This window comes from Mogibacterium diversum, from assembly GCF_938028775.1.
Lineage (GTDB): Bacteria > Bacillota > Clostridia > Peptostreptococcales > Anaerovoracaceae > Mogibacterium > Mogibacterium diversum_A.
The window spans coordinates 1-16,874 of the sequence record NZ_CALIZG010000007.1 but is presented as its reverse complement, the minus strand read 5'-3'; the positions used below and the strand labels follow the sequence as shown (position 1 = coordinate 16,874).

Here is a 16,874-nt window from a genome sequence, read left to right as displayed (position 1 = left end):
TGTACGAAGAGCGTTAATTAAATGATACTTATTACTTAACCGAACCGAACAAGTCATTAAGTGCCTCCGCCATTGTCGGATGTGTAAATATCTGGTTAGCGAGCACTGTGTATGGCTGCTTTGCAATCATTGCTGTAACTACAATATTTATAACTTCGTGAGACTCCTCTCCAAAAAGTACTACTCCAAGTATCTGATCAGTATCGGCATCAACGACAGCCTTGTAAATCCCCGTCTGATCTCCAAGTATCTTGGCCTTTGGAATAGCCGTTACGGGCAATTTCGAGACTCTTACGTTATAACCTTTTTCCCTTGCATCTTTTTCACCGAGACCAACTTTAGAGAATGTAGGATGTAGAAATGCTGAGAAAGCTATTCCCTGGCGCTCTTTTCTCGAGTAGCTTCCATCCCCGTCTAAATAGCTTTTCACAATGCGGTAATCATCGAGGGAAACGTAAGTGAACTGAGGCCCGCCGTTAATATCTCCCATTGCGAAGATATGTGGCTTGTTAGTCTGCAGTTGATCATTTACATTAATAAATCCACGCTCTGAAACCTCAACTCCAGCATTCTCAAGATGTAGCTCCTCGACATTAGCTCTTCTGCCAGTAGCAACTAGTAGAGCATCTGCCCTAAGCTCTTTGCTGACACCATTTTCGGTATAGGCGATTGAAACTTCATCATCGCTCTGCTCAACATGATTAATTTCTGAATTGAATAGAATATCAACACCTAATGACTTATATGATTCATATACTACTTCTGCTACATCATCATCTTCTCTTGGAAGTAGTCTGTCCCCCATATCAATAATCGTTACTTTAGTTCCAAACTTTGCATATGTTGCTGCAAACTCTAGCCCTATAAATCCACTACCCAGAATAGCTAGAGTCTCTGGAAACTCCTCGAGGTTCATCAGCGTTTCGCTAGTATGAATGCGGTTTCCTACTTCAAGTCCTTTTACGTTAGGAATAAACGGTCTAGTTCCAGTATTGATAAAAATCTTTTCTGCGAATATCTCATATGAATCCGCTCCATTATCAACTACGATTGTGTGGTCATTTTTAAACGAGGCCGTTCCATCTATAACTTCTACGTTTTCATTGCTCTCAACCTTGTCGTAATTTGCTTTATTCAGCTTCGCTATAAGGTTTTTCTTATCTACTACAGAATCTTTATAGTAGGTTTTATTATCAACATTCCTATAAGCCTTTCTATCTGCACAAGTCGCTAGGAACTTGGATGGGATGCATCCAACGTTGATGCAAGTTCCACCATACATCTTTGGCGATTTCTCTACAAGAACGGTTTTCTCTCCTTTATTTCCAAGATAGTTAGCCAGCGTCTTTCCAGCTTTTCCGAACCCAATTATTATGTTATCTACTTTTCTATTCATTTTTATTATGCTCCTTATTGTAATTTTAAATTGCGTGCTATTTATTCAAACAATATCATATTGCGCAAAGCATAATATGTTGAATTGTAGAAGTTTTTTAGTTATTGAAATATATAATTTATTTCTTAAAAATATCCTTCTTTTTTAAACCATTCTTCTTAGCCTTTGGAATCCAGTACATTCTATTAGCCTGATGTTTCCATATAAACCTTGGCCAATTAGGATTAATATATAAATCTTCTCCTGAGTTCTGCCTATTGATGTTTGTAGCAAACACTTCTAAAGCATCGCCTAAATTTTTATTTGGTCCATGTCCGAGTGGTACTTTTTTTAGAAAAGGCAGCATCTCACCAGCTCCACATCCTATTCCTTGCCCCCATACAAACCCATTATCACAACACCAAAGTTTCATCTGCTGAACGGCAATATGATTCTGTTTGCCTTCATAAAAGCCATTATTCATAATTGCGTATATAATGAGATTATTATTTCTATGATTTTCACTTATTCTTTCCATAAGATAAAGGATGTGAGATGGAATACTATCAACATACAAAGGAAAAGCAAGTACGAGCATATCTGCTTTTACGATTTCATCAACATTATTATCTGCCGATTTAAAGCTCTCCACATGAATAATAGTCACTTCATTTTTTTCTTTTATAAGCGGCATTAACAATTCTATAAGAAGTCCAGAGTTGCTCTTCCCACTTCTTGGACTACCATTAACAATTGTGAGCTGCATATGATACCACCTTTCTCAACGCTTCCTCTTCATTTTCGCAGAAATTAATCTTTAACCTATTTGCATCAAAGTTAATTGCATTAGCCTCTACTAGCTTTGTAGCGATTTCTTTTTCTTCATTTGAGATATCACTTCCATAAAAACATACAATAAGATTGAACTTATTACGGTAACGCTGCTTATGATGTGTTTCATTTTGTTTTATTTTGAAGAAAGGAAGTAAATAAGGAATGCTTCGGTCTATTACATTTTTTACAAATGGACTATATCCTCCGTAGAAGCAGCGACTTATAACAATGACATTTTCCGCCGCCCCAAGTAACGCCCCCATATTTTGATAGTCATCATTTATCACACATTTGCCTGGTGTCTTTATCCAGCATCCGAAGCAGCCCATACAACTTCTTATTGAGCTGTTATTTGAACTGATTTTTATATCATCAGTCTCTCCAATAAATTTCTCAACTTCAATTTTGCTTAAATCATGAATTAGTAAATTCATCTTGTATCTCCTATATTTCTCTGATGATACATAATATTATACTCCCTCATAATCCGCTCTTTATGATATGTGCTTATTCTTTTTGAAAAACTATTACCTATATCAAGATATGAATTGCTATAATATCACTATATACTTTTTTTATATTTTAGAGGGGAAAAGACTTAACATGGGTTATTTAATTGTATTTCTTGGCTTTTTTATTATCCTGAGTCTGTCTTTCATTGCCACTATTTATATATACGTTAGATTCGCCTTTGCTGTTAAATCTGATACAGATGTTCCTGCTTGGATTTATAAAATCGGTCAATCTTTTAAATCTAGAAGCTATATCACCTTTGATAACGTTACTGATTCCAAGGCATTTAAAGAAGCGACACTATTTATTGTTAGGCTCATTTTTATAAATTTTCTTTTTATAGCCGTAGCTTATCACAATACTTACAGCCTAACATTCGCCACATACAAATGCATAAAGGCACAATTTGCCCTTGTGCTCGTAACTACTTTTATTCAAAAAATTATTAAATTAATCTCTATAACGAGAGCTAAATCAGATAAGCCTATTTACTCATATGCTTCGACGAATGCTGTAATTGCTTCGATATTTTTTACTTCTTTTATTTTAATGCTCTGCACGTCTATGGCAGGCATTCCTGTAAAGCCACTTAACATACAGCTTGATAATACCAATGTGATTATCGGTGAGACGACAGCAGCCGACCTCATTTCCTCGGGATTCACTTTCACCGATGCTTCCCCAAATGATATAGTTGTAAATCTGCGTAACGATCACTTTTATTATGGCAAGCTAGTCGAGATTAATAAAGATGGTAAGTCTTACGGGAACATGTTTCTCACTCCGGAAAGCGGTGATAAGGACGAGCTCAAGAACTGCATAGTTACATTTTACAGAGTGGAAGCTACGAACAAGCAGATATCAAAAGTGAAAATAAACAATACAAGACTAGGAAATCTTAGATACAATGACTTTAAGAGTAAGAAAATGATTAATATCTTCTCGCTGAACCCACTTGACTACAAAGAAGATACATATGATAACTCTTTTAGCTTGAAGGTCGGCACCGATGAATACCTAATATGGAAAGCATACTGGATTACTGCTGATTTTAATTCTGATAAATCACCTTACAGATATAGCATAGGAGCGCACCACATAAAATGGGAGTAAGTACTGCGCTTACTCCCATTTACATATTTTCTAACAAGCTTATTTCCTTTTGTAAAATATTTTTTTCTTTCAAAATTGCTATGAGTTCTTCTCGCTGCTGTTCAGACATATATTTTTTTACTTGATTGTTTTGCGAAGAACTATAGCACTGCCTGATAGCAATCTTAATGTGGGACAACGTAAGTTTATCTCTTTTCTTCTCTAATACTTTTATAAAAATATCCCATACAAATGCTTCTTCATATATCCAAAAGAACGATGCTACAGCCTGCAGTACCTTGGGGTGTTTTTGTGTCTCAAGCAAATATCTAACGTATTTTTTACTTTCTTCTTCAAAATGATTAATTTTGTCTTCTGTAATCATATCTGAGTCAGCCTTATATAAATGACTTAAATGAATATATCGTGCACAAAAGTTTTGGAGAGTATATACATTGTTCCATATAGTATCAGTATCGGTCTCTTTTTTAATTGCTGAGATATACCTATCTGTATTGATAATAAACCAAACCTTTATCTGTTTTGTATCTTTAGTACCAAGCTCTTTGCATGCAGCTCTCCTAAAATAACTTGAAGCTTTTTTACGTTCTTTCTCATCATTGCTTTCCAAGTTGCATAGTTCATTATCCATTGTCTCAATCGTATATTTCATATCAATTCCTCGTGATATTTAAAATTTATGTCTTACACAGTCTACCATATAACAAGAATATTCTGGATATAATTTAAGCTCCATTTCCGGTCTAAGCTGCTTGTGCTTTATTCGAGATATCATTTCTTCAAAATCTCGCTTATCTTCCTCCCAGCTTTCGATATTCTCTTGCTTTTCCTTCTCACTATCATATTCTGTATCTATTATGGCATCAGCGACTGCACCCTCAAGATATTTTCGATTCTTTTCTTCAAGTCGTGTAAACCTATCTCTTTTACCACTTATCCACAGCACATAATACAAGTGTTCCCAATCAACTGTATAGTATTCGCTCTCCACTTCTTCAGTGCAGTAGCTCAGGAATCTATCATATTCTTCTAGCGCATAATATGCATCAAATACCTGATATTCCATAATATCATCGGTATTCAAATCATAATTATCGTCAGATCCTATTTTTATATTTTCTAGATATGAAATCGCAGCGTTTTTATTACCGAGAGCCACATCACAGTATGCTATACAAAGCTTTAGCCACATTCTATCTGGATACACCGTAATTAATTTTTCAAATATATCTTTCGCCTCTTGATATTCTCCAAGCGCATAAAGTGATGCCCCATAGTTAATATTAGATTCATAACTATTCTCTAGCTCTCTTGCATACTTAAAAAACTCATTACTACGCACGATATTCTTTTTCTCTTTAGAGAAATCACAATCTGGAAAATAGTAAAGTCCAAGGGCTGTATATGTCTCTACATATGGGGATTTCAAATCCTTCGCTTTTATCAAATAATCTAACGCTCTTCTTGAGTAATCCTGAGCGAAAGCAATGTTGGTATAAATCCTCGCAACTTGCTTATCGTCTATCCCATTTGAAAATCTATCTAGAAAATCCTCAAGCAATTTAATATATTCGGTATCACCTTCTCTGAGTTCTAATTTGACAGAAGCCAATGTGCATATTGCATCTACATCAGAGGGATGCTCCTTTAACTTAGAGAGTAGATATTCTTTCATCTGTTCGAGATAGTCTTTTGATCTTTCAAAATCTTCTAAAAAAGATTCTTTATATCGATTTTCATATTCTTCTTTTAACCGTATCCAGTGCGCTCTTATATCCTTCATCATGTGTGTCAATCCTAAAAGTCTCTACTGTAAAAAAACAAGTCTATCTATAGATATAAGTTAATTCTATCAAAAAAGCTGGGTGCGATATACCCAGCTTCCATTTAAATTTTTATCCTTTTAATGTAAGTTGATTAATCTCTACTTCACATTCTTCCTACGATTATATCCAATGGCACTTAAAGCTATTCCTGAAGACAGAAGTAATAGTGCATACTGTGCAAAGCTTCCTTCATCCCCTGTTTTTGGAGATTTAGACTTTACCACAACGCTTGGCTTCTTTGCCCCTGGCTTTGGTGTTGTACCTGGATTTGTCGGTTCAGGCTTAGAGTTATCAGTTACAGTTATCTTTCCGCTAGCAGCTACTACAGTCTCACCCTGAGCAATTGCTCCGAGTGTTACGGTTCCATCTGCATTTACTGTAAATGTAAAGTCTGTCACCGCTAGGAATCCCGCTGGTGCAGACTCCTCATGGAATCTATATGTTCCCGGCTCAAGCTGAATCTTGTGACTTGTTGTCGTGCTTGTCCACTCGCTAACCTTCTGTGTTCCCTTGTAGATTTCAATCTGCGCTCCTGCAAGCTCAGTTCCGCCAAGCTTCACCTTGCTGAACTCTATTTCTTTTGTTGTCGGTGTTGGTGTAGGTGTATTATTCTGAAAATGGCCGCTTAACAAATTCTGATAAGCATTATCTTTTGACCTATAAATGTCGAGTTTCGTTCCCGCAGGAATTGCAGTAGTACTATTAACTAAATCGTTAAATGCATTTTTCTCATTTTCAGTAAAATTGTTACCACTTGTGTCTCTTGCTGGCATATTGAAAGTGTCAGTATAATACCATACAGCATACTGTGTTATCTGTCTAAACTGACCATCTGTTAATCCATATCGCTCTTTTATTCCTGATTTGTTGTTAGGATAACCGTTATAAATTACTCTTACTAATCCATTATAAAGATCCTGACCGGTAACTCTTTCAGTATCTGCAAGCTCTGCAAAGTTCGCTGCTGTTCCTAGCTCTTTAGTATATAAAGTTTTTCTTGGTGAAAAAGAACTCTCAGGAAATGCTCTATGATCATTAAAACAATATGCTACATCTCCCTTATCATTTGAACCATTCGGTCTAACATAGATTGGGTTTTTAAGGTGATCACTAGCTGGATACTCTCCCGATTTTGTATACGCTTGATATACATCTTCAGCGTGAACTTCTGTAAACTGACTAGAAATAAATGGAATCAATACAATAGATGCCATCAGCACTGTTACTATTATAGGATTCCTAAACTTATTGATTATTCTATTCATCACAGTCCTCCTCTTGGTCTTGTTATTTAGGCGGATTATATAATGAAATCTATAAAATTTCAACAATTTTTTATTAATTTTAGAATGGTTGTCTAATAACAATGCTACAGATTATTCTTTTTTTCGATTCTAAGTCTTTCTGCTGGTTTTGGAATTTTACTAAATGCTGTTCTGCTACTAACCTTAATCAAGCTACTTAAAGCAGTCATAAGTTCTGCTCTTTTTTCCTTTGGCAGCTTAACCAGACCTTTTATAATAATTCCTGTATTCTTGAAAAGGCTATCGCTAAACTCATAAAACGTCTCAGCTTCTGTCTCCTCAATCATTGAAAAAACAGTAGAAACAATGGATAGTCTAGTTTCATCGTCAATCTTCTCTAGCCATGAACCAAGTGCCACATCAACAAAGTTTCCGAATGCATCCAGCTCAGATTCTACAAACTTATCCTTTGTTACCTTCCATGTCATAGCGTCATGCTGATATAGGCCGATTGCATCGCTCTCTATGACTCTCTGCTCACTTTCATTATCTAATAGCTGCCCAATCATAGATGTTTGAGGAACAATGGTGCATATCTTAGGCAATATCTCCTTATAGCCTGTAGACTCAATTACTTCATCTCTAAATCCAGGGCCATCGTTATTATATACACGGCTGATACGATCTTGGACCACCTTGTCACAAAACGCAGAAGCAAACATAGCAAAATTTCCCCCTTTCGAGTGACCGCCTACTATCAGCTCACCTTCTAGGAGTTTCGATACTTCATTTAAATATTTAACAGCTGCCTTTGCACCTTCAGTATCTGCCATAAAAGCCATGAGAAAGTCCTCTTTCCAGCCTGTTATTGTGCTATCCGTTCCTCGAAAGGAAACGTAGTTTGTTCCATCTGGAAGTATGAATGTAACTGCTGCAAATTGCTTTACCTTCTCCTTATCGAGATCTTCCGCATAGTGCACAACTTTCGTCCCTTTGAAACGGTCAGCTTGTACCATCTCTTCTAACAGCAGTGCTACACGCTCAGTGAACTGCTTGCTCTCCCTAATCTCGTCTAGCGAGTGGTTTTTGCAAAAAAGCTCAAATATTTCCTCAAGTGTATAAGACTCATCAGAATTGGCAAAAAACTCACCGAAATCAATATATGCAAGACACGATAAGATGACGTTATCTATATCGTTAAATGGCGAAATATCGAGGCTTACATCATTTCGCCATTTTAAGTAATCTAGTAAAACCATTAGAACTCCTTTACTTCATCGAATACATTTATAAGTTCATCCTTATTAACAGATAATTCATCAGGTATCAGATTTAAAATTTCCTCTAGTGCCTGGAATATTTCATCCCTTTCAGTGGTATAGATAAAATTTTTTCTTTTATCCATTTTGTTAAAGCCCACGGTATACTCTCTCACTAAAGTCTCTATTTCCTTTATTAAGTCATTATCTGGATCTGCTATTAGTTTAACCATAGCTGACCTAGTCTTTCTATATATCGTGGCCGCTTTCTTTGCAACACCTTGTGGTATATTTTCGTCCCCATCCCATGAGCGAAAAGGATTATCGAGATTCTGTGCGAGCCATTCTTCTTTTCTTGGCTTGGTTATCCATAGGTCGAGTCCGGCATCTTTATGTTTTTTGTAAAGCTTTTTTACTTCCTTAGCAGCATCTTCTGGGAGGCTGTTCATCCATAATCTGTATAGTTTTTTTAAATCATCTGGTCTTGGCACCTCACGGGCTGTAAATCCGAAGATATCCATAGTTGTTAGGACTTCTAATTCGCTAATTTTCGACAGTTTTCCAAAATTTATTATCTTACCAGGTTTACCCCACAGCCTTAGCTCCTTAAGCTTCGGATATTTTCTATAAATATCTTCAATATCAATCTTTGTTACTGCTGTCACATGGAGTGCATTTAGTTCCTCTAAGCCTTCAAGTTTAGGAACTGTTTCATCGCATTTTAAAATCAAATATTTACCGGCATCGCGAGCCTTTATCTTGCAGCACGCCTTTACTTGGCCGGTTAAAGAAATCATGTTCAAATCTTCATTTAGCACTAGCTCATCAAGTCCTGTAATATCAACCGTGAGCCTATGTATAGAAGTTTTTGAGAAGTCGAGCTTCGATTTGCCATGATTTTCAATTATAAATTCTCTAATAAAAGGATTAGCATTTAAATATTCAAATAAGTTCTTATGCCATTTTGTTACAGTCAGAGATGAAAGGCACGGAAACACCCTTAGATGTAACGCATCATCAAAATCATGCCAATTATCATTTTCGTTATGGGTTCGTATCCTTCGTCTTTTACCCTCAAATTCCACAAATTCATCGCTAAGATTTGCTTTCTTAAAAGCATCTCGCTGATCTTTAGGAATTTTTTCCCATATAAACTGATTATATACTTCATGCCCATTACTCCAGCTACCATAAGTGTCTGTATCATCATTATTAATTGGCGCGAGATTGCCAACGTAAACATAATTTGACGGAACACTGATATCTACTTTTTTCATATATAAAGCTCTATTCCAGTACATGTAATCGATATAAAGCGGTCTCACCGCAGCAAAATCGTCCAGTTCAGGTAGTTTGTCACCGAACCAGTCAAGTGACAATATAATAGCCTGCGGATTTTTACCGCTGTCATCTATCTTTGTTACTTGGCAAGCAGTATATCTTTTGAAAAGCTCATTGTAAACGCAGTAAATATCTCCAGCCTTTGCTATCATGTATATCTCCTTCTGTTAATTCATATAATTATATAATTTGTCTAGCAGCTTTTTGAATGATTTGCACTCTTTACGCGGAACAGCATCGCTGGTCTATGTCCATATCCCTCAATTATATCTCCAGTTTCTTCAACGTAATCAGAAGCCTTCCTTCTGAAATTTGCAGACAGGAACTTTTTATCAGTCACTTTTTCAATAGTGCTCTGTAGCTGTGCTAAGGTAAATGACTCTGGCAATAAATCAAACGCAATTCTAAGGTCGTACTCCATCATATCTCTGAGCTCGAGAAGTGATTGAACTATGATTTTAGCATGATCGAATCCCAGCTCACCGCTGTCTACTATCTGATAGCTCGATACGTGGTTGTGGCCTTTTCTTGTTGATTTCTCTGATACAATTGCTTTAATCTCAATATTCTCATCACCTTTTATATTGCTATCGGAAGAAGCACTGTCAAAAGATAAGGTGAGAGTGTGTTTTATCATTTTAGTTGTGCTTGTAGAATCATCAGACGAAGTGCTATCACTCTGAAGCTTTACGCAAAACCAAGCTGCATCCCACGCATCAGTATCCGCTCTTAGTGAGCAATTTTCCGCATTAATTAGAGATATGAAGCTATTTGATATAATCCAGCCTCTAGGGTCTCTTCTGGCTTCTGAGTACACCCCTGCTAGGTGTAAAAAGGGATTCTCTACGCCTGTTTCCTCAAGGAGTTCACGCTTTGCAGTTTCCTCGATGGTTTCATCTGGTCGTAAAAAACCACCGGGGAGCGCCCAAGCATCTTTGTACGGAAATTGAGATCTCTTGACAAGCAAAAGTTTAAGCTCTCTATTTTCCAGCTTCCTAATATTACTTTGCTCCCCATCCTGCATTACAGCAAACGCAACTATATCAGTGGCAACTGATGGACGTTCAAATTGCTCAATATTGTAATTCTCGAGGTATTCCCTCTCTTCAGAACTATTTATATCGTATGTCATATAGGTCATCCCCCGCTAACCAATTATTCTTTCCGTTACTATAATTTCAGTTCTTTAGTAAGAAATCTTTAATTATATAGTATCAATTTTAGGATCAAACATAGGCATGAGTTTCAATTTAAATAAATTCTGTACATGCTTTCTATCTATAATTTCTTTCTTTTCTAAGTCGTTAATCTCGCCTGTCCTAATATATACATCCAGCATTTCATAAGTGAACCCGAGGTTATCTTCATCGGTTTTTCCACACAGACCATCGATAGGCACTTTGTCAATTAGCACATCTGGCAAATCTAGCAGACGACCAATTTGCTTAACCTCCGTTACAGTCAAATTAGACATAGGACTAAAATCACCGACAGAATCGCCGTACCTAGTTGAATAGCCAACCCAATCTTCTGAAAGATTGCATGTATTAACAACCCTGCCATTCATGCTTTGACTTATAGCATATACCGTCGACATTCTAATCCTAGGAGGGAGGTTCTCTTTTGTCTGCTTTGAGATCTCTAAGCTAAATCCATTCTTCTTACCTGATTCAATCCCATTAAGCACCCCATCCACGGCTGACTTGATATTAATCTCGATACTCCGTATTCCTAAATGATTAACTAAAAGCCTTGCCATTTCGATATCAGCTTGCTCGCCATTTGGCATAAGCACACCTATTACACGGTTCCTACCAAGCGCCTCTACGCATAGAGCTGCCGCGATGGAGCTGTCCTTTCCACCTGATATTCCAAGTACTGCATTACAGCCTGGTCCATTCTCATCGAAGAACTGACGAATCCACGTAACCACTTCATGTTTTGTCTTCTCTGCATCGAATCTATATTCCATCATAACCTTATCCTCTTAAAATATCACGAAACTATTATTAATATTTATCGTTTAAAATTCACCTTTATGTAGCACCGCTCTTATTTCCGCTAGAGTCTGACTTACTGTAAGTTTACCATCTTTGAAAACAGAAATTAATTCGTTCTTAGGATTTCTGCATACTTCTTCCCAAGTATATTCATCCTTGTAAATAAGCTCACCATTATCATCTTTAAACACAGCGCAGCAACCCTTCTGCGACCTTTTGAATCCACCGTCCTTAGGATTCTTGAAAATAGGATATGGTTTTCCCTCAATCTCGCAGTAAGTAGCTTTAATGCACGAGCTGAAAGTGTCTCGTGTAAACGGTTTCAGTACTCCATCTTCTTCGATGCACTGCATTGAAAACGAACCGACACCTAGAGCGACATTAGAACAAGCAAATCCATTTACCTCGAGAATTCTATACACTTCTTCGCATCTTTGAACAGTTATCGAGTCACCGTAAATTGCTTTCACATGAGGGTCAAGAACCTTGTATCCCTTGCTGTTTATAGTTCCACCAAACTGCTCCCACAGCTTGAAGACAGTTTTAGTTACGACTTCGACGCAGTCCCCAGAATCACCCCTCATGAGCATACAACCATTGTGTGCCATTATTTCAGGCTTTAATATAGGCAGTACGTTATCAATGATATTCCAGTAATTGTAGGAGTCCAGCACAGCACTGAAGATAGTATTGGGATAGATTTCAGTTAGCAGCCTTCTGAGCAAGGTAATTTCATCTCCGTCTATCGCGTAATTGCTGCACATTACCGAATGTTCTGTGCTTGGGCTACCATAGGCAACTGGCTCCTTCGTGCAGTCGCAATCGTAATTTGCCTCTAGATAAGGAATCGTCGGTACGGTAGCTGTATTTAGAAATGATAAGCACCAACCAGCACCAGCCTTTACCGCAGATTCTACACACTCCTCACCTCTGAAGTCAAAGGCTCCGAGGGCTCTTGCACGCGGAATATTATCGTCACAGGTCCTATCGTAATACTCATTTACAATCTGCCTATACGTATATCCGACAGTGGCAGCAATCATCGGATGCCAGCTCTCGGCAGATATTAAGCTTTCAAGAGACTGAGGAAGCCATGCGAAGTCTGGATATGTGTTGGTAATTCCAAACATCGGAACATGCATTGGTACTAGCGTTCCTTCAGGCAGCGCCACAATTTCGATTGGTAAATATCCTAGTTCATGTAGCTTTTCGACTTTCTCTATCTTATACGCTTCATGTCCAAGCGTACTATCCATGATTCTCTTATATTCTCCAATGACTTCATCAAAAGGTTTTCCGAAGAACTCATCATTAAAATAATCAATTAAATAAGTCTTGATAAACCCCTGAAGTCCAAACATTACGACTTTATCCCATCTGTTAACGCGGCTCATTCTAGGCGTAAAATAAGAAACAGACTTTGTAATTCCTTTTGGTAACATCTCCGCATGAACTGCCTTATAGAAATCAATAAGCAACATAGGATTAGTCTTCTTTGTGCTCATAACAGCCTCCTATCTAATACTCTTCTACAACAATTACAGGATTTTTATTTCCTGAACGATATATGCTATTAGTTGTATAAATATTTCTAACGAGCCCACTCATAATCATATCGCCTTCCCAAACTGAATTTTCGAGGTGGGACACATATAGGTCAATATCGGTAGCACCCAGGTCTTTTAAAGCTTTAGCACTATGTAAAAACGTTCCGCCCCTCGAGCAAATATCGTCGATAATAAGGATGTTTTTGCCTGGAACTGCACCGGTTTCTCCAAGCACTTCAAGCCCCAATATCTCCCCTGATCTCCAGTCACGATTCTTCATTCCGAACACATAAGGAATACCACACTTTGATGCTATGTGAGAATACCTTTTCATTGCTCCTTCATCTGGGAAAAACAGAATGGCATTTCCGTCACTATTCACGGTTTCAAGCAGATTTAAGATAATATCCGTCGGTTCAATAATCGAGACGTTGTCGATTAACGCAGTACTGACATTTGAATGTGGATCAAGTACCTCCACGCTGTCTAAATTTAAATCATTGATAAATTCAGCAAAATACTTAAGCGTGAATACTTCATCGGAGTTTTTTACCCTATCCATTCTAGCGTTTGGAATATAGGGCATTAGTAGTTCAATTCTCTTTACCCCATGAGTTCTTAAGTGCTTCACCAGGAAATACATCAACATGCACTCTTCATCATTATCATAAAGCCAAGTGATTTTGGTACTTTCATTATCAGCTAAGTATTTTATAAGCATAGTTCCGTCTGGAAAATGCTTCATATCAATTTTTTTATCATTTATACGGATCATTTAAGTTCTCCCATTATTAATTAACTTATGGAAAAATGAATGTGGTTTTTCTATTCGCCGATTACGTTTACCTGACAGCATCTCATGGTGGTCAATGCAGACGCATGTGTCTCTGGTGTTACTCCTGCACAGCAGCGCGCGTCTACAGTAACATCAATTTCTGGAAATGCTGCTTTGATTATAAGTGCGTTAGATACTACACATATATCTGTACAAAGTCCGATAATTTCAACATCTTTAAAATCAAATTTGTCCCAGTCAGTGTATCCGAAGCTCGGTTTATTTATATAGGTAGCACCTTCGACTTTAAGCTCTTGCGGAATTTCCCAGCCTTCAGTCCCCTCTATACAGTGTTCTACGGGAAGATGTCTACCCTCATTCGTCTCAAGATAGTTTTGCTTATGGGTGTCTCTCGTAAAAATTATTTCATCACCTCTAGACTTATATTCAGCGATCTTATTCTTAACATTTTGAACTATGTCCACTGCTTCTTTCGTACCCAATGCTCCATCAATAAAATCCTTCTGCATGTCTACAACAATCAATGTTTTTTTCATGGTATTCACCTCATCTCAACTTATTATCATTTTGATAATATCTTTATGGTTATAACTTAACATCATTTGGATAATAAGTCAATATTATATAGTGATTTAACGAAATAATTATATACATAAATATAATCAATCATGAAATATGTTGACTCTCACATATTTCAATGCTAATATTGTAAAAAATCACAAACCGTTGAGGGAGAATAGTAAGCTTAGATGCGGCAGAAGAGAGATTTGCAGATGGTGTGATTGCAGACTGTATGCGCTTTGCTGAATGGCCTCCCGAGGGCAAACTGAACGAGTTTAATATCTAGACTCTATTAGGGGCGACGGAGAAGATACTTCGTAAACAATATCTGCATATGTTAGTATGCGAAGGAGTGGGCGTTTTTTTACGTCAATGCCGGGTGGCACCGCAGGAGATTCAACTCTTGTCCCAGCAATTTGGGGACGAGAGTTTTTTTATTGCTTTCTTTCACACTTCGCAAGATTAGATGAGATGACAAAGGAGAGTAAAATGTCAAACAACACAAACAATAGCGCAATACCTTATAAGATTTATTTGAAAGAAAATGAGATGCCAACACACTATTACAATGTGAGGGCTGATATGAAAGGTAAGCCCGCTCCACTTGTAAATCCAGGTACAGGAAAGCCGGTAACCTTCGATGATCTGAAACCTGTGTTTTGCGATGAGCTTATAGAACAAGAGTTAAATGATACCGATAGATATATCGAGATTCCTGAGGAGATAAGGGATTTTTATAAGATGTATAGACCTTCCCCTCTCGTACGCGCTTACTGCCTTGAGGAGAAGCTCCAGACCCCTGCCAAGATTTATTATAAGTTCGAGGGAAACAACACTAGCGGAAGTCATAAGCTTAACTCAGCAATAGCACAGGCTTACTACGCTAAGAAGGAGGGGCTCAAAGGAGTCACAACCGAGACTGGTGCTGGTCAGTGGGGAACTGCCCTATCCATGGCTTGCTCTTACCTCGGTCTAGACTGCAAGGTTTACATGGTTAAGGTTTCATATGAACAGAAACCATTCCGCCGTGAGGTTATGAGGACTTATGGTGCATCGATTACACCGTCGCCTTCTGAAACTACAGAGGTAGGTAGAAAGATCCTGAGCGAGCACCCTGGAACTACAGGGAGCCTTGGCTGTGCGATTTCTGAGGCTGTAGAGGCGGCGGCGACAAGCGATGGATACAAGTACGTACTAGGAAGCGTGTTAAATCAAGTGCTTCTACACCAGAGTGTAATCGGCGAAGAAGCAATGACCGCAATGAAGAAGTACGGCATCAAACCGGATGTAATTATCGGATGCGCTGGCGGCGGCAGCAACTTAGGTGGTCTCATGTCACCATTTATGGGCGAAAAGCTTAGAGGCGAGGCAGACTATCGCTTCATAGCAGTTGAGCCTGCATCATGCCCTAGCCTTACAAGAGGTCGTTATGCTTACGATTTCTGCGATACTGGACAAGTGTGCCCAATGGCAAAGATGTACACGATTGGTAGTGGCTATATCCCTGCACCTAATCATGCTGGTGGACTACGCTACCACGGTATGAGCCCAATCGTTTCTGAGCTATATCACCAAGGCGAAATTGAGGCTGTAAGCTATACACAGACGGAAGTCTTTGAAGCTGCTCGTGACTTTGCTAGAGTTGAAGGTATACTCCCTGCTCCAGAGAGCAGTCATGCTATTAAGGCAGCTATAGATGAAGCTCTAAAGTGCAAAGAGACTGGCGAAGAAAAGACCATTCTGTTTGGACTTACTGGAACTGGTTATTTTGATCTCTATGCCTACGAACAGTTTAACGATGGCAATATGACTGACTACGTACCAAGCGACGAGGAAATTGAAGCGAGCCTAGCTACACTTCCAAACATTGAGGGTTAAGGCGGTTATCTCGTTAATATTTCTCACATATGTACAAAAACGCCTCCTAAGATTAGCAATAATCTTGGAAGGCGTTTATATATATTCTGTATTATAAATTGAAAACTACCTACTATAATTTTGAGCTTCCAGGTCTATCTCACCAACAGTCATGCTTGTACGAACATCCGGATTTTCATCAAACCTTTTACTTAATTCCTTGCAGGCGTTGGCTCTAAATTCATCATTAGTCTTTTGTCTATAATAGTCAAAGCAGTCATAGGTTCCGCTGCAACAATCCCCCCAATCGGATAAATATCCGATAACTTCAAAGAAACTATCGTTATATTTTTCAAATCGCTTCGTCGCAGTACTCTTTAAATACCCGGAAATGCAGTATACAAAGGAATAGTAATAGGCTGGATCTCGAAAAGAATTGTATTCCTCACTATGGAAGCTCGGGTCGATAATCCTCGCCTTTCGCACATCGTCAATGCTTGGTTTTCTTGACATTTTAATGTCTGTCTGTATATAAGAATAGAATGTTTCCTTGTCGTAAAATTTGCTATCTACAGAGATTAATGCCCCATACCTTCCATCCTCGTATT

General features: G+C 38.0%; 15 protein-coding genes and 1 pseudogene. 2 read left to right on the top strand and 14 right to left on the bottom strand.

All coding sequences use genetic code 11. From position 1 onward, the window contains the following. Window positions 1-31 precede the first annotated feature (31 nt). From Q7O90_RS00885 to Q7O90_RS00875, 3 genes are all read right to left on the bottom strand, one after another. On the bottom strand, window positions 32-1,396 hold the full coding sequence (locus Q7O90_RS00885; RefSeq protein ID WP_304126304.1) for an FAD-dependent oxidoreductase: 1,365 nt from the start codon (window positions 1,394-1,396) through the stop codon (window positions 32-34). A 118-nt stretch (window positions 1,397-1,514) separates the two neighbouring features. After that, window positions 1,515-2,141 (bottom strand): NAD(P)H-dependent oxidoreductase, encoded by a 627-nt coding sequence (locus Q7O90_RS00880; RefSeq protein ID WP_304126301.1) that lies wholly within the window; start codon window positions 2,139-2,141, stop codon window positions 1,515-1,517. Continuing rightward, window positions 2,122-2,643, bottom strand: coding sequence for an NAD(P)H-dependent oxidoreductase (locus Q7O90_RS00875; RefSeq protein WP_304126298.1), 522 nt, complete (start codon window positions 2,641-2,643; stop codon window positions 2,122-2,124). The genes Q7O90_RS00880 and Q7O90_RS00875 overlap by 20 nt, the downstream gene beginning before the upstream one ends. A gap of 169 nt (window positions 2,644-2,812) precedes the next feature. On the opposite strand from Q7O90_RS00875, the gene Q7O90_RS00870 reads away from it, so the two are divergent. Next, window positions 2,813-3,835: a hypothetical protein gene (locus tag Q7O90_RS00870; protein WP_304126296.1), complete on the top strand. Its 1,023-nt coding sequence runs from the start codon at window positions 2,813-2,815 to the stop codon at window positions 3,833-3,835. A 19-nt stretch (window positions 3,836-3,854) separates the two neighbouring features. Here the strand turns inward: Q7O90_RS00870 and Q7O90_RS00865 are convergent, their stop codons facing one another. The 10 genes from Q7O90_RS00865 to Q7O90_RS00820 all read right to left on the bottom strand — a co-directional run bounded on the left by Q7O90_RS00865 (window position 3,855) and on the right by Q7O90_RS00820 (window position 14,384). Further along, window positions 3,855-4,487, bottom strand: coding sequence for a hypothetical protein (locus Q7O90_RS00865; RefSeq protein ID WP_304126294.1), 633 nt, complete (start codon window positions 4,485-4,487; stop codon window positions 3,855-3,857). A gap of 18 nt (window positions 4,488-4,505) precedes the next feature. Beyond that, complete coding sequence (locus Q7O90_RS00860; RefSeq protein ID WP_304126292.1) at window positions 4,506-5,621, bottom strand: tetratricopeptide repeat protein; 1,116 nt, start codon at window positions 5,619-5,621, stop codon at window positions 4,506-4,508. A 138-nt stretch (window positions 5,622-5,759) separates the two neighbouring features. Next, window positions 5,760-6,926, bottom strand: a complete 1,167-nt coding sequence (locus tag Q7O90_RS00855) for a thioester-forming surface-anchored protein (RefSeq protein WP_304126289.1) — start codon at window positions 6,924-6,926, stop codon at window positions 5,760-5,762. A 104-nt stretch (window positions 6,927-7,030) separates the two neighbouring features. Then, complete coding sequence (locus Q7O90_RS00850; protein ID WP_304126287.1) at window positions 7,031-8,164, bottom strand: Mbeg1-like protein; 1,134 nt, start codon at window positions 8,162-8,164, stop codon at window positions 7,031-7,033. After that, window positions 8,164-9,657, bottom strand: coding sequence for a gliding motility protein (locus Q7O90_RS00845; RefSeq protein WP_304126285.1), 1,494 nt, complete (start codon window positions 9,655-9,657; stop codon window positions 8,164-8,166). Before Q7O90_RS00845 ends, Q7O90_RS00850 begins: the two co-directional genes overlap by 1 nt. Before the next feature lie 41 nt (window positions 9,658-9,698). Next, window positions 9,699-10,637, bottom strand: a complete 939-nt coding sequence (locus tag Q7O90_RS00840) for an NUDIX hydrolase (protein ID WP_304126283.1) — start codon at window positions 10,635-10,637, stop codon at window positions 9,699-9,701. Between the two features lie 72 nt (window positions 10,638-10,709). Next, window positions 10,710-11,480 carry an NAD(+) synthase gene (gene nadE, locus Q7O90_RS00835; protein ID WP_298572033.1) on the bottom strand — a complete coding sequence of 257 codons (771 nt, stop codon included), beginning with the start codon at window positions 11,478-11,480 and terminating at the stop codon, window positions 10,710-10,712. Window positions 11,481-11,528: 48 nt separating this feature from the next. Further along, entirely contained in the window at window positions 11,529-13,010 is a 1,482-nt protein-coding gene (locus Q7O90_RS00830; protein WP_304126280.1) for a nicotinate phosphoribosyltransferase, read from the bottom strand. A 13-nt stretch (window positions 13,011-13,023) separates the two neighbouring features. Next, entirely contained in the window at window positions 13,024-13,827 is an 804-nt protein-coding gene (locus tag Q7O90_RS00825; RefSeq protein WP_304126277.1) for a phosphoribosyltransferase family protein, read from the bottom strand. A 50-nt stretch (window positions 13,828-13,877) separates the two neighbouring features. Then, window positions 13,878-14,384 (bottom strand): cysteine hydrolase family protein, encoded by a 507-nt coding sequence (locus tag Q7O90_RS00820; RefSeq protein ID WP_304126276.1) that lies wholly within the window; start codon window positions 14,382-14,384, stop codon window positions 13,878-13,880. 514 nt (window positions 14,385-14,898) lie between these two features. On the opposite strand from Q7O90_RS00820, the gene Q7O90_RS00815 reads away from it, so the two are divergent. Beyond that, window positions 14,899-16,287 (top strand): TrpB-like pyridoxal phosphate-dependent enzyme, encoded by a 1,389-nt coding sequence (locus Q7O90_RS00815; protein WP_304126274.1) that lies wholly within the window; start codon window positions 14,899-14,901, stop codon window positions 16,285-16,287. A gap of 105 nt (window positions 16,288-16,392) precedes the next feature. Here Q7O90_RS00815 and Q7O90_RS00810 read toward each other — a convergent pair. Continuing rightward, window positions 16,393-16,874: pseudogene (locus tag Q7O90_RS00810) on the bottom strand (hypothetical protein); the annotation flags it as partial.

Coding starts and splice junctions, on each gene's coding strand:
- Q7O90_RS00885 (WP_304126304.1), bottom strand. CDS start 1,396: ATGAATAGAAAAGTAGATAACATAATAATTGGGTTCGGAAAAGCTGGA.
- Q7O90_RS00880 (WP_304126301.1), bottom strand. CDS start 2,141: ATGCAGCTCACAATTGTTAATGGTAGTCCAAGAAGTGGGAAGAGCAAC.
- Q7O90_RS00875 (WP_304126298.1), bottom strand. CDS start 2,643: ATGAATTTACTAATTCATGATTTAAGCAAAATTGAAGTTGAGAAATTT.
- Q7O90_RS00870 (WP_304126296.1), top strand. CDS start 2,813: ATGGGTTATTTAATTGTATTTCTTGGCTTTTTTATTATCCTGAGTCTG.
- Q7O90_RS00865 (WP_304126294.1), bottom strand. CDS start 4,487: ATGAAATATACGATTGAGACAATGGATAATGAACTATGCAACTTGGAA.
- Q7O90_RS00860 (WP_304126292.1), bottom strand. CDS start 5,621: ATGATGAAGGATATAAGAGCGCACTGGATACGGTTAAAAGAAGAATAT.
- Q7O90_RS00855 (WP_304126289.1), bottom strand. CDS start 6,926: ATGAATAGAATAATCAATAAGTTTAGGAATCCTATAATAGTAACAGTG.
- Q7O90_RS00850 (WP_304126287.1), bottom strand. CDS start 8,164: ATGGTTTTACTAGATTACTTAAAATGGCGAAATGATGTAAGCCTCGAT.
- Q7O90_RS00845 (WP_304126285.1), bottom strand. CDS start 9,657: ATGATAGCAAAGGCTGGAGATATTTACTGCGTTTACAATGAGCTTTTC.
- Q7O90_RS00840 (WP_304126283.1), bottom strand. CDS start 10,637: ATGACATACGATATAAATAGTTCTGAAGAGAGGGAATACCTCGAGAAT.
- nadE (WP_298572033.1), bottom strand. CDS start 11,480: ATGATGGAATATAGATTCGATGCAGAGAAGACAAAACATGAAGTGGTT.
- Q7O90_RS00830 (WP_304126280.1), bottom strand. CDS start 13,010: ATGAGCACAAAGAAGACTAATCCTATGTTGCTTATTGATTTCTATAAG.
- Q7O90_RS00825 (WP_304126277.1), bottom strand. CDS start 13,827: ATGATCCGTATAAATGATAAAAAAATTGATATGAAGCATTTTCCAGAC.
- Q7O90_RS00820 (WP_304126276.1), bottom strand. CDS start 14,384: ATGAAAAAAACATTGATTGTTGTAGACATGCAGAAGGATTTTATTGAT.
- Q7O90_RS00815 (WP_304126274.1), top strand. CDS start 14,899: ATGTCAAACAACACAAACAATAGCGCAATACCTTATAAGATTTATTTG.